This window comes from Curvibacter sp. T50, assembly GCF_057219955.1.
On record NZ_JBXVVU010000004.1, the window covers coordinates 50,564 to 63,321 of the forward strand.

A 12,758-nucleotide genomic window follows, 5' to 3' on the forward strand; every position below is an offset into this window, starting at 1 on the left:
AGTCATCTAGAGGACTAGAATATACGTCATGCTTTCCGATCTGTCAAAACCCGGTGCGGTGGACGTGCACTTTCATGTCTTCGACGCCCACATCGCCCAGCCCGGCGCCCGCTATGTGCCCGGCTACGACGCGCCTTTGGCCACCTGGCAGGCGGCGGCGGCGCCGCTGGGCGTCACCCGCGGGGTGCTGGTGCAGCCGAGTTTTCTGGGCAGCGACCACCGCCGCCTGCGGACCGAGCTGGCCGCCCATCCGGACACCCTGCGCGGCGTGGCCGTGGTGGCGCCCACCGTGAGCGCCGCCGAACTGGCCGCGCTGCACACCGCCGGCGTGCGCGCCATCCGCCTGAACCTGGTCGGCACCGACCACAACCTGGCCGCCTGGCAGGGCCCGCACGCGCCGTGGCCGCACCTGGCCGCGCTGGGCTGGCATGTGGAGCTGCACACCGACCGCGGCGCCCTGCCCGCCGCGCTGGCCCAGCTGCCCGCTGACCTGCCGCTGGTGATCGACCACATGGGCAAACCGGACGCCGCCCACCCGAACGACCCCACCGTGCGCGCGCTGGCCCAGCGGGCGCAGCACACCCCGGTGCACGTCACGCTGAGCGGCGCCTACCGCCTGGGCGGGCTGGACGCCGGCGCCCTGGCGTGCCTGTGGCGGGACGAACTCGGGCCCCGGGCCCTGCTGTGGGGCAGCGACTGGCCCTGCACCAACCATGAAGCTGAAGCCGACATCCCCCGCCTGCGCGCCGCGCTTGACACCTGGCTGCCCGACCCGGCCGAACGCCACGCGGCGCTGGTGGACAACCCGGGGCGGGTGTATTGGGGTGACCCGGCGTTCGAAGCACTCTCGTTTTTGTAGTAATAAACGACCTTTTTACGCAGGGTATCGGCACTTTTTGCCGTCAAACGACCGCAAAAGGCCCCCAGGCCTCCGCCCGGCGCCCCTCAGCCCGGCTTGCGGTTCACCAGGACGATGCCGACCGCCACCAGGGCCAGGGCGGCGAGCAGGCTGGGGGTGACGGGTTCGCGCAGCCACAGCGCGCCGAACAGCAGGGCAAACAGGGGGGTGAGGAAGACAAACACCGAGATTCTGGTGGCCGGGTAGCGGCCCAGCATCCACATCCAGGCCAGGTAGCTGGCAAAGGCGCCCACCACGGTCTGCACCGCCATGGAGGTGGCGGCAAAGGCGCTCCACGGGGTCGTCCAGGATTCGCCCAGCGCCAGCGACAGCGGCGGCAGCGCCACCGCGCTGACGGCCACCTGGTACATCAGCAGCTTTTCGGCCGATACCCGCGCCAGGCCGGTGGCGCGGATGGCGACCGTGGTCAGGCCCCACAAGGCGCCGGCCGCCAGGCCCATCAGGTCGCCCAGGCCGGTGGCGGGGCCGCCGGCAGAAAAGCCTTCGCGCAGCGCAAACACCACGGCCACAAAGGCGCAGGCCAGGCCTGCCCATTGCTGGGGGCGCAGGCGCTCGGTCGGCACAAACAGCGGCACCAGCGCCGCCACCCAGAACGGCGAGGTGTACAGAAACACCGTCAGCCGCGAGGCGGTGGTGTGCTGCAGGCCGATGTAGATGCAGGCAAATTCCGCCGCAAACAGGCCCCCGGCCAGCAGGCCCGCGCGCAGGGAGCCGTCCCGCGCGAACAGCGCCACCCCGCGCCAACGGCACCACAGCATCAGCAGCACGGTGGCACCGGCAAAACGCACCGCCGCCTGGAACACCGGCGGCAGGTGCGGCAAGGTGGCTTTGACCAGCACCTGCTGCATGCCCCAGAAGAGGCAGCAGGCGAGCAGCAGCGAAACGGCGGTGGAATCGAGATGGTCTTTGCGGGCAATCATGGGCTGCATGGTACGGGCGCCCCGCCGTGGTGGCGGGTCAGCGCCGTGACAGCCGTGCCACGGGCGACGGCAGGCGGCCGGCGATACGCTGCGCTTTCAATAGCGCGAGGTGACATTTTTATGCTGGGTATGGGGCAAAACGGCCTGAAATCGGGCCGGCCAGGGCTCACCCGCCCGAGGCCAGTCGCTGCAGCATGCGTTTGAGGGTGTCGACCTCGGCGGCGGACCAGTGGGCGAGCTGGGTTTGCTCCTGGCCCAGGGCGTCGGCAATCAGGAGCCGGGCGGTGGCCAGGCCGGCGGCGGTGGGCGCCACCAGGGTACGGCGCTGGTCGGCCGGGTCGGTGCGCAAGGCGACCAGGCCGTCGTCGGCCATGCGCTGCACCAGCTTGGTCACGGTGGGCTGTTTGGCCAGCACGTCGCGGGCCAGCTGGCCCACGGGGACTGCCCCGTCGGGGACCCTGGCCGGATCGGCGAGGTCGGCCGCGGCCGGTGGCGTGGTGCTTCCGGCCAGGGCACGGACGGCGGCGGAATGCGCATCGTGCAGCAGGGCCAGGACGCGCCAGGCAATATGCGACAGGCCTTGTGCGGCCACTGCCGATTCGAAATCGCGGTACACCGCGTGGCTGGCCTGACCCAGCAGGTAGCCCAGGTAACCCCGCACAAAACGGGGGTCGGCCGGTGCGGGCGCCGATTCGTCAGCCTGCAAGGGGTGTTCGGTGTAGAACTTGCCGCCGTGAAACAGCAAAGGCGAGGCGCTGGCCCGGTGGCTGCAGCGCTCCACCTCGCCGACGAAGATGACATGGTCGCCTTCTTCGTAGCGGCTGCGGTTGAAACACTCGAAATGCGCGGCCGCTCCGTCCAGCAGGGGCGCGCCGCCGGCGCCTTCGCGCCAGGCCACGTTGGTCCAGCGATCGCCGCCCCGGCGGGCGAAACGCTCGGCCAGGGTTTTCTGGTCGGCCGCCAGGATATTGATGGCGTAGTGCGAGCCGGCGCTGAAGGCCGGCAGCGAGCCGGCAGCGCGGGCCAGACTCCAGAGCACCAGCGGCGGCTCCAGCGAGACCGAATTGAAGGAATTGGCGGTCAGCCCGACAAGATCGCCCTCGGCGGTGCGCGCGGTGACGATGGTGACCCCGGTGGCAAACATGCCCAGGCTCGCGCGGAACTCGCGCGGCGAGAACGCGGGCGGCGTGGCTTTGCGGGCGGGGGACATCATGGCTTGAAATTTATATGAAATTTCATGAATAATGGCTGTAAACCGTGTTTGGCGCAAATCCCGCGCTGGCACCACGGCGATTCGAAAGGTCCCTCATGTTGCAGGAAATCATCGAACCGGGCTGGATAGACGCCTTCGAGCAGGTGCTGCGCCGCTGCGCGCTGCAAAAAGGCGACACGGTCGCCATTCTGGCCGAGACCCAAAGCCGCCCGGTGCTGCCGCTGCTGGCCCGCCTGGCGGCGCAGCGCATCGGTGCGCAGGTGTTCATGCTCACGCTGCCCAGCGTGGTGGGCCGGGCCGGGCCCCCGGCGCGGTCGACCGGCGCCTCGGACGCGATCCAGCAGATCAAGCCGGTGGTGCATGCGCTGGCGGCCAGCACGCTGGTGGTGGACTGCACGGTGGAGGGGCTGATGCACGCGCCCGAGCTGCCCGCCATCCTGAAAGGCGGCGCGCGCGTCATCTACATCAGCAACGAACACCCCGAGGCGCTGGTGCGCCTGATGCCCGACGACGCCACCGAGGCGCGGGTGAAGGAGCACGTCAAGCGCCTGCGCGGCGCGAAGGCGATGGCGGTGACCTCGCCGTCCGGCACCGATCTGCGCATCTCGCTCGAAGGCGCCGTGGCCGGCGGCAACTGGGGCTTCACCACCCGGCCCGGCACCCTGACCCACTGGCCGGGCGGCATCGCGCTGGCCTTTCCGGCGGCGGGCAGCGTGAACGGCCGCCTGGTGCTGGCGCCCGGCGACGTGAACCTGACCTTCAAGCGCTACATCGAATCGTCCATCACGCTGACGATCGAGAACGACTATGTCACCACGATCGACGGCGCCGGGCTGGACGCGCAGCTGATGCGCAGCTACATCGAGGCCTGGGGCGACGGCGGCGGCGACGGGCCGCCCCTAGCGCCGCCAGCCCCCTCGGGGGGCAGCGACACACGCGCAGCGGCGAGCGTGGGGGCCCGTGGTCGGGAAGCCTATGCCGTGAGCCACGTCGGCTACGGCCTGTGCGACGCCGCCCGCTGGGACAGCATGGCGCTGTACGACAAGCGCGACTTCAACGGCACCGAGCTGCGCGCCTTTGCCGGCAATTTCCTCTACAGCACCGGCGCCAACGAGGTGGCCGGCCGCTACACGCTGGGCCACTTCGACCTGCCGATGCGCCACTGCACCGTGATGCTCGACGGCGCCACCGTGGTTGACAACGGCCGTGTGGTGGATTGATGAGCGCCGCGCCACGCACCAGAGTCTCGCCATGACCGCCCTGCCCCACTTTATGATGCTGGGTGACGGCCCGACCGTCGTCATGCTGCACGGCGTGGGCGGCGGGCATCTGGCCTTCGCGCCGCAGGTGGAGAGTTTCGCCGCCGCGGGCTACCGGGCGGTGTCCTGGGACATGCCGGGTTATGGCAGCAGCGCCCCGATCGAGCCCTACACCTTCAAGGGGCTGGCGGAAAGCGCCATTGCGCTGATCGAGGCGCTGGCCGGGCCCGACCGTGAGGGCACGCCGCCGGTCATCCTGATCGGCCACAGCATGGGCGGCATGGTGGCGCAGGAAGTGGTGGCGCGCCGGCCCGGACTGGTGCGCCGGCTGGTGCTGTGTGGCACCTCGCCCTCGTTCGGCAAGCCGGACGGCGACTGGCAGCGCGAGTTTGTCGCCAGCCGCACCGCGCCGCTGGACGCCGGCCAGAGCATGGCCGAGCTGGCCGCCACCCTGGTGCCGCAGATGACCGGCCCCGGTGCCTTGCCCGAGGGACTGCGGCTGGCGGAGCACTGCATGGGCCTGGTCCCGGCCGCCACCTACCGCCGTGCCGTGCAATGCCTGATGGGCTTTGACCGCCGCGCCAGCCTGGCCGCGATCCGCGTGCCCACGCTGCTGGTGGCCGGCGAGTTTGACCGCAACGCACCGCCGGAGGTGATGCGCAAGATGGCCGACAAGATCACCGGTGCCGAGTTCGTGAGCCTGGCCGGACTGGGCCACCTGATGAATCTGGAGGCGCCCGAGGCGTTTGACGCCACCGTGCTCGACTTCCTGGCCCGCCACCACCACCACATTCGCCCGCTGGACCACTGACGCCCGGTCGGCCCGAGCCATCCCATTCCCCTGGAGACACCCATGAGCACCCTCGACTTCACCCCCGCCGTCGGCGACACGCCGATGACCGACAAACAGGCCCGCCTGGTCCGCCTGGCGCATGAACTGGGTCGCGACAAGTTTGCCGCCCGCGCCGACCAGTGGGACAGGGAGGCGAGCTTCCCGTTCGCCAACTACGACGACCTGCGCGAGGCCGGCCTGCTGCGCCTGTGTGTGCCCGAGGCCGACGGCGGCCTGGGCGCCGACTACGCCACCTACATGTTCGTGGCCGCCGAGCTGGGGCGCTTCTGCGGCACCACGGCGCTGACCTACAACATGCACATCTGCTCCACCATGTGGACCGGCGTGCTGGCCGACGGCATCCCGATGAGCGACGGCGAGCGCAGCGAGCACCTGCGCCGCCGGCAGATCCACTTCCACCGCGTGGTCAAGGACGGCGCCGTCTATGCCCAGCCCTTCAGCGAGGGCAGCGCCGCGGCGGCCGGCCGTGCGCCCTTCGGCACCACCGCGAAAAAGGTCGACGGCGGCTGGCTGATCAATGGCCGCAAGATTTTTGCCTCGCTCTCGGGCGCGGCCAACTACTACGGCGTGCTGTGCACCGAAGACAAGGGCGACGACAAGCCCGACGCGCGCGACACCCTCTACATGGCGGTGCCCGCCGACGCACCGGGTGTGGCCGTGAGCGGCGACTGGGACGTGCTGGGCATGCGCGGCACCGTCAGCCGCACGCTCACCTTCCAGGACGTGTTCGTCAGCGACGACGAGCAGCTCATGCCGCGCGGCGTGTACTTCAAGGGCGCACAGACCTGGCCGGCCATGTTCTTCACCATCGCCGCCACCTACATGGGCCTGGCGGCGGGGGCGTATGACTTCACCGTGAAGTACCTGCGCGGCGAGGTGCCGGGCGAACCCCCGGTCAAGCGCCGCCAGTTCCCCACCAAGCAGATGGCGGTGGCGCAGATGCGCATCCAGCTGGAGAGCATGCGCTCACTCTTCCTGCGCGCCGTGCAGGAGGCCAAACCCAACCCCAGCAAGGACGAAAAGCTGCGCCTGTATGCCGCGCACTACAGCGTGATGGAAGGCGCCAACGACATCGCCCGCCTGGCCATCCGCACCTGTGGCGGCACCAGCATGATGCGCCACCTACCGCTGGAACGCCTGTACCGCGACAGCCGCTGCGGCGCGCTGATGCTGCCCTGGACCGCCGAACTCATCGTCGACCGCATGGGCCGCGAAACCCTGTACGAGGCGGGCGAGCGGGACGAGTGAAGCGGGGTGCGCCCCGGCGCGGGCGATGGTGACCGCCGCGGCGCGAGCTGACAAGCTGGGTTCGCTTGATTCCTCCCGCCGGTCTCACTTTCAGCGGATGTGTCATGCCTCCAGGTCGTCCAGCGTCACCCCCAGCGCTGTGGCCAGACTCCTGAGGGTCTTGACCGCGCCCTGGCGCTTGCCGGTCTCGATCTGGCACAGGTAAGCGGTGCTGATGCCCGACTTGGCCGCCAGCGCATCCTGCGTCAGGGTGCGGTGTTCGCGCCAGGCCTTGACCGGATGCGCTCCGCCCAGAATGGCATGGGCCACCTCGGCCGGCACACGGAATCCGTCGTCGGCCGCCTTGGTTTTGTCATACAGGGCTTCGTCGTCAAGCGTCTCAAGCAGTGCCGCCATGCGCGTGAACAAGGGCATGGGCACCACGGCGTATTCGCGCCGCCCGTTGCGTTCGATGAACTGGATTTCACTCATGTGTAGACACCTCCACGCGGCGCGACGGCCAGCACAAAAACAACCAGCCGGTCACCGTGAATTTCATAAATCACCCGCCAATCGCCGTATCGAAGCCGGTAGCCCTCTCGCCCGACGAGTTTCTTGACCTGCGGCGCCTTGAACGGATCGGCCGCCAGTTGCTCGATCTTCGCCACGATGCCCGTTTGCACATTGCGCGGCAGGGCTCTCAGCGCCTTGAGCGCATCGCGGCTGTATTCAATGCGGAACATTGGCTGGGCTTCCTGGCAATGTTAGCAAAAAGCTAATAAAAGCTAAAGACCGGCTTCATCCGGGCTCCCGTCCTGCGGACCGGCCGTCGCCGCCCGCGCCCGGTTCAGCGCCAGCAGCCGGCGGAGGATTTCATCGTCGGGCATCGCGGGCGTGTCGTCGGCCCAGCCGTAGGCGGCGGCCACGGCGGCGTCAAGCTGCTGGTGGGCCATGGCCAGCCAGGCCGGGCGCTGGTTGTAGAGGTTGGTGAGCGTGCGCTTTTTCAGCGCCTGCAGGTCGGCCTCGCTCAGGCCGGGTTTGGGCTCGATGCGGTCGGGGTAGGGGCTGGTGTCCAGGCCCAGCGGCACCACCTCGGGCACGCGCTGCGTCCACTCGGGCGGGTTGAGCCAGGCTTCGCGCAAGGTGTCCAGACGCCGCGCCGCCTGCGCAATCGCCACCGCCGCGGCCCGGATCGATCCTGTTTTAATAGCAACAGATGACCCATTGACGCTGGGTATCGGCCCTTTTTGATCAGAAATCATGTCCGCCAGCCCTGCCGGGATCACCGCGCCGCCTTCCAGCACCTCGGTGCGCTGGTGCGCGGTGTCGGCGGGCGTCAGGCCGGCGGGGAAAGGGAAGGTTTCGAAGCAGGTGGTGGGGGTGTAGCGCGGCCGGTCTTCCAGCGAGGTGCCCATGCGCAGCGACCAGAGCTCATGGAAGCGGCTGTGCAGGATGCCGAAGGTCGTGTCGTCGGCGCGGGCGATGGTGATGAGGGCTTGGTCCGGCGAGGTGGTGACGGGCAACCATACGAAGAAACGGTGTTTGGAGTGGGCGACCGTCGCAATGAAACGAGGCAATGTGGCCAATGCCGACCGCAATCCTGGACGTGCTTCCGCGAAGCGCCACCAATACTTGCGGTAGGCCTCGCGGTTGTTCGTAATTCGCTCCGGCTTGACATGAAGCGTTGCGTACGAAAACGGTTGTTCATACAGAGCCGCGTCTGCTTCAGGGATGACTATTCCAAAGTCAATGATCCACTGGTGTTGCGGTCCCCGGCTGAGTTCGAAGCCGTTGGCCCAGGGTTTGAGCACGTCGCTGTTGGGGCGACCGTTCGGGTTGGGCAGTCGCAGCCACTGGCGCGCCAATGCCGCGTCGATTTCAAACTTGGCTTTCTTGGACGCGCCCTGGAAGCTGGCGCCCAGATTGGAAGGCAGCGACGCTGCCAGACTGACGTTCAGCGAGTCACCAGCGACCTGTGGCGCGGTGAGGTCAGCATAAATCTGGGGAACATCGGCACCATTCAGCCGAGCGGCCCCCTCGGGACCAAAACACACCAGAGAAACGCGAACCGCCGCGCCCTCGTTCACCCAGGGCTCATCGCTCCAGGCGTCGAAGATGGTGCTCCGCTCGACGATGGCCTCCAGTACCTTGCGATTGGCTCCGCCTCGAATCGAGTTGGTGGCCACGAGTCCTGCAGCGTTCAGATGGTTGCTCTCGATGGCTTTCAGCGCCTTGGCGAACCAGTAACACACGAGGTCAGCGCCGCCCGGTACGCCAGGCGCATAGACGGCGTCCAGTGCGCGGGTGTAATCCTCCCCGAGTTCGCCGCGCTTTCGGCTGACGCCCAGAAACGGCGGATTACCGATCACCACGTCCGCCTGGGGCCAGGGCGCCTCCGTGGGAGCGCAGCCCGCGGCCGATTGCGCAGGCGCCGCAAACGCCAGCAACGCGTCCCGGCACTCGATGTGGTCCAGCGGCTCCAGCACCGGGTTGGTCTTGAAGGGATAGCCGTGGGCCAGGCGCCATTGCAGCTCGCCGATCCAGACCGTCACGCGGGCCAGCTCGGCCGCGTATTCGTTGAGCTCGATGCCCAGCACGTTGTGCGGGCCGGTCACCAGGTCGGCCTCGCGGTCCAGCCCCAGGGCGGCGGCGTCCAGGTGGCAGCGGTGCTCGATGTCCTTCAGCGCCTTCAGCCCCATGAACAGGAAGTTGCCGCTGCCGCAGGCCGGGTCCAGCACGCGGTAGGCCTTCAGGCGCTCCAGCCACAGGATGAAGCGCTCGCGGGCGGCACGGTGGTGTTTGTCGTTCTTGCGGGCGCTTTTGGCCAGCAGCCCCTCCAGCGCGGTCTTTTCCTGCTCCCAGAGCTGGTGCAGCGGGCGCTCGACGACGGGCTCGATCAGCCGCTGGATGGTGGCCGGGTCGGTGTAGTGGGCGCCGAGCTGGCTGCGTTTGGCCGGGTCCAGCCCGCGTTCGAACAGGGTGCCGAAGATGGAGACGTCGATGGCGCTCCAGTTCAGGCCGGCGGCGTTGCGCAGCTCGGTGATGTCGAGGATTTCCAGTTTCGGCACCTCGACGCGCTTGAACAGCCCGCCGTTGAACCAGGGGATGTCGTCGGGGCCGTACAGGCCGCCGTCGCGCATGGTGGCAAACAGGCTGCCCAGCCCGGCGGTGAGCCGCTCGCTGGTGAGCTGGCGGTTGCCCACCAGGCGCTCGAACATCCGCCCGGGCAGCAGGCCCACGTCTTCAGCGAAGAAGCAGAACAGGCACTGCGTGAGGAAGTGCGCCACCGTGTCGGGGTGGTGGCCGCGCCCGCGCAGCTGCTCGGCCAGCGTGGCGAAGCTGCGCGCGGCCGCTTCGGTGATGTCGCGGCTGGTCTTGCGCGGGCGAAAGCTGTGCGGGTCGGTCCACACCCGGCGCAGCAGGGCGCGCTTGTCGGGCTGGTCCAGCTCGCCGATGCGCACCTCGTGCGTTTCGCTGGGGTGCCCGGTGAAGCGGGTGTGGATGCGGGTGGTGAGCCGGTCGGACACCACCAGCAGCGGCGGGTTGTTCAGCGCCAGGCTGTAGGTGAGCAGCTGCTGCAGCGCGGCGTCCAGATTTTTGCCCGGCGCCTTGTTCTCCCAGGCGAACACACCGGGCAGGCACACATCGGCGTAGCCGGTGCGCCCGCCGATGATCTGGCTCTTTTCCTCGAACCGGTAACCCTCGGCGCTGCCGGGCTTGGGCACGTCCAGCAGCTCGCACAGGTCCAGAAAGTGGCTTTGTGCGCCCTGCTCTTCGTTGAGGAAGTAGGCCGGGCCCGGGGTGCCGTCCGGGGCGCCCCATTTGGCGATGAATTCCTGTGGCGTCATGCGGGCGGATGCCTCCGGGACAAACGGGTGGCTGGGCTCGGGTGCCGGCGCGGCCAGGCGGCCGCGCGGGCGGTGGGTGGCGTCTCCGGCACGGGTCACTGCCAAGGCGCCGGCGACTGGTCGAGTGTACAAAGCGGCCCGGCGAACGCAGGTAGGCGGCGTGGCGCGCGCCGCCTGACACCCACACGACTGACGGGGCCGGCGCCGCCGGGGCACACTGCGGCGCTTTACGTTCTGCAAGGCCCGCCATGTCCAAACCCTTTGATCTTGTTGTCCACGGCGCCACCGGTTTCACCGGCCGGCTGGTGGTGGAATATCTGCTGCAGCGCTACCCGGCCGGCAGCGGCCTGCGCTGGGCCATGGGCGGGCGCAGCGCCGACAAGCTGGCCGCCGTGCGTGACGAGGTGGGCGCACCGGCCGACACGCCGCTGGTGGTGACCGACAGCGCCGACCCGGCCAGCCTGGCGGCGCTGATGGCCCAGACCCGGCTGGTGCTGACCACCGTGGGCCCCTACCAGCTGTATGGCAACGAGCTGGTCGCCGCCTGCGCGGCCAGCGGCGTGGACTATGTGGACCTGTGTGGCGAGCCGGCCTGGATGCGCACCATGATCGACGCGCACGAAGCCCAGGCCCGGGCCAGCGGCGCGCGCATCGTGTTCTCCTGCGGCTTCGACTCGATTCCGTTCGATCTGGGTATGCTGGTGCTGCAAAACGAGATGAAAGCGCGCCACGGCCACCCGGCCAGCCGGGTGCGCGGACGGGTGCGCAAGATGAAAGGCACCTTCTCGGGTGGCACCGCCGCCAGCCTGAAGGCGACGATGGCCGCCGCCGCCACGAAACCGGGCGTGCTGGACCTGCTGCGCAACCCGTTCGCGCTGACGCCCGGCTTCGAAGGGCCGCGCCAGCCCTCGGGCGCCAAGCCCATGCTGGACGAGGCGCTGGGCCTGTGGGTGGCACCGTTTGTGATGGCGGCCATCAACACCCGCAACGTGCACCGCTCCAACTTCCTGCTCGGCCATGCCTGGGGCGCCGACCTGGTCTACGACGAGATGCTCATCACCGGCGCGGGCGAAAAAGGCGAGGCATTCGCCCACGCCGTGGCAGCCGACAAGTCGCTGGGTGCCGAGGGCGGCCCGAAACCCGGCGAAGGCCCGTCGCGCGCCGAGCGCGAGGCCGGCCACTACGACGTGCTGTTCCTGGGCGAAGACACCGCCGGCCACCAGGTGCGCGTGGGCGTCACCGGCGACCGCGACCCCGGCTATGGCTCGACCTCGAAGATGATCGCCGAGGCCGCCGTCTGCCTGCTCGAATCGGCCACGCCCGGCGGCATCTGGACGCCCGCGTCGGCATTGGGCACCGCGCTGGTGGCCCGTTTGCAGGAGCACGCCGGGCTGCGGTTTACAGTGGAGGCATGAGCTCACACGTCCTGCAGCGCCACCCCGGGGGCCGGATCGGCCGCGTCGTTGCTATTTGTTTTGTAGCAACAACGCACCTTTTTGCGCTGGGTATGCCCCAGATAGACCCCAAACCGGCGCTACCGGACCCGGTGGCCGCCCAGTGCCACGATCTGGTGCGCCGTTTGCCCAATGTGAACGCCGCCTTGTGCCGCGACGCCGCGCTGACGCCGGGCCCGGCGCGCTCGGTCCAGGGCCGGGCCTTGCTGGTGCGCGATCTGCCGGCGCCGGACGCGCGGCTACGCGTGCTGGTGGTGGGCGGCATTCACGGCGATGAGCTGTCGTCGAGTTCGGTCGCGCTGCACTGGTTGCGCCTGGCCGAGAGCGGCGGCTTCGCGCTGCCGCAGGCGGTGCACTGGCGCTTCATTCCGGCGCTGAACCCCGACGGACTGATCCGCCAGCCGCCGCGCCGGGTCAATGCCAACGGCGTGGACCTGAACCGCAACTTCCCTACCCCCCGCTGGGAACGCGAGGCGCCGCAGTACTGGGAGCGCCGTACCGGCAAGGACCCGCGCCGCTGGCCCGGCCCGAAACCCTTGTCGGAACCGGAAAGCCGCTACCTGCACGAGGAAATGACCCGGTTTGCGCCGCACCTGATCGTCAGCATTCACGCGCCGTTCGGGGTGCTGGACTTTGACGGCCCGATGGCGCCACCGCAGCGCCTGGGCCGGCTGTATCTGGACCAGGTGGGCATCTACCCGGGCAGTCTGGGCAACTTCGGCGGGGTACACAAGGGCATCCCGGTGGTCACGGTGGAACTGCCCCATGCCCAGCGCACGCCGCTGGACGCCGAAATGCGCCAGATGTGGGTGGACTTGCTGCGCTGGATGAGCGAGCGGCTCATGACACCGTCAGCCCGCTGAAAAAAGCGCTTTTCCGACGGGGCAGGGCACGCCGTCCCCCTGCCCTGCGCGAACACCGGCGCCACACCATCGGCCAGAACGGCAAAAGTTCACGTTTGGTTGCACTTCGCGTTCGTTCAGCGCAACGCGCGCGGTGCAATCTGGATAGCATCGCGCGAGCACAAACCGCCGCCGCCTGGGCCTGTGCGGCCGCTTGCCCGCC

10 protein-coding genes and 1 pseudogene are annotated in these 12,758 nt (G+C 69.1%); 6 read left to right on the top strand and 5 right to left on the bottom strand.

Annotation, left to right across the window (positions count from 1 at the left end):
• Positions 1-28 precede the first annotated feature (28 nt).
• The gene (locus AC2EBU_RS13525) at positions 29-859 is read left to right on the top strand and encodes an amidohydrolase family protein (protein WP_484610961.1); all 831 of its coding nucleotides are present in this window, start codon (positions 29-31) and stop codon (positions 857-859) included.
• Positions 860-945: 86 nt separating this feature from the next.
• On the opposite strand, the gene AC2EBU_RS13530 is transcribed toward AC2EBU_RS13525, so the two are convergent.
• Together AC2EBU_RS13530 and AC2EBU_RS13535 are read right to left on the bottom strand one after the other, a co-directional pair.
• Positions 946-1,839, bottom strand: coding sequence for a DMT family transporter (locus AC2EBU_RS13530; RefSeq protein WP_484610962.1), 894 nt, complete (start codon positions 1,837-1,839; stop codon positions 946-948).
• Positions 1,840-2,542: 703 nt separating this feature from the next.
• A pseudogene (locus AC2EBU_RS13535) lies at positions 2,543-3,049 on the bottom strand (flavin reductase family protein); the annotation flags it as partial.
• A 98-nt stretch (positions 3,050-3,147) separates the two neighbouring features.
• Between AC2EBU_RS13535 and AC2EBU_RS13540 the strand changes: the two are divergent.
• Genes AC2EBU_RS13540 through AC2EBU_RS13550 form a run of 3 tightly spaced genes read left to right on the top strand, consistent with a single transcriptional unit; the run spans position 3,148 to position 6,412 of the window.
• On the top strand, positions 3,148-4,272 hold the full coding sequence (locus AC2EBU_RS13540; protein ID WP_484610963.1) for a 2,5-dihydroxypyridine 5,6-dioxygenase NicX family protein: 1,125 nt from the start codon (positions 3,148-3,150) through the stop codon (positions 4,270-4,272).
• 31 nt (positions 4,273-4,303) lie between these two features.
• The gene (locus AC2EBU_RS13545) at positions 4,304-5,122 is read left to right on the top strand and encodes an alpha/beta fold hydrolase (RefSeq protein ID WP_484610964.1); all 819 of its coding nucleotides are present in this window, start codon (positions 4,304-4,306) and stop codon (positions 5,120-5,122) included.
• A 42-nt stretch (positions 5,123-5,164) separates the two neighbouring features.
• Entirely contained in the window at positions 5,165-6,412 is a 1,248-nt protein-coding gene (locus AC2EBU_RS13550) for an acyl-CoA dehydrogenase family protein (RefSeq protein ID WP_484610965.1), read from the top strand.
• 102 nt (positions 6,413-6,514) lie between these two features.
• Here AC2EBU_RS13550 and AC2EBU_RS13555 read toward each other — a convergent pair whose 3' ends face one another.
• Genes AC2EBU_RS13555 through AC2EBU_RS13565 form a run of 3 tightly spaced genes read right to left on the bottom strand, consistent with a single transcriptional unit; the run spans position 6,515 to position 10,338 of the window.
• Positions 6,515-6,883: a helix-turn-helix domain-containing protein gene (locus tag AC2EBU_RS13555; RefSeq protein WP_484610966.1), complete on the bottom strand. Its 369-nt coding sequence runs from the start codon at positions 6,881-6,883 to the stop codon at positions 6,515-6,517.
• A complete protein-coding gene (locus AC2EBU_RS13560; RefSeq protein ID WP_484610967.1) occupies positions 6,880-7,134 on the bottom strand; it encodes a type II toxin-antitoxin system RelE family toxin in 255 nt (84 codons plus the stop codon). Before AC2EBU_RS13560 ends, AC2EBU_RS13555 begins: the two co-directional genes overlap by 4 nt.
• Before the next feature lie 42 nt (positions 7,135-7,176).
• Complete coding sequence (locus AC2EBU_RS13565) at positions 7,177-10,338, bottom strand: class I SAM-dependent DNA methyltransferase (RefSeq protein ID WP_484610968.1); 3,162 nt, start codon at positions 10,336-10,338, stop codon at positions 7,177-7,179.
• 149 nt (positions 10,339-10,487) lie between these two features.
• Here AC2EBU_RS13565 and AC2EBU_RS13570 point away from each other — a divergent pair, with 149 nt between their 5' ends.
• Positions 10,488-11,654, top strand: a complete 1,167-nt coding sequence (locus AC2EBU_RS13570; protein WP_484610969.1) for a saccharopine dehydrogenase family protein — start codon at positions 10,488-10,490, stop codon at positions 11,652-11,654.
• The gene (locus AC2EBU_RS13575) at positions 11,651-12,556 is read left to right on the top strand and encodes a DUF2817 domain-containing protein (RefSeq protein ID WP_484610970.1); all 906 of its coding nucleotides are present in this window, start codon (positions 11,651-11,653) and stop codon (positions 12,554-12,556) included. The genes AC2EBU_RS13570 and AC2EBU_RS13575 overlap by 4 nt, the downstream gene beginning before the upstream one ends.
• The last annotated feature ends 202 nt before the right edge of the window (positions 12,557-12,758 follow it).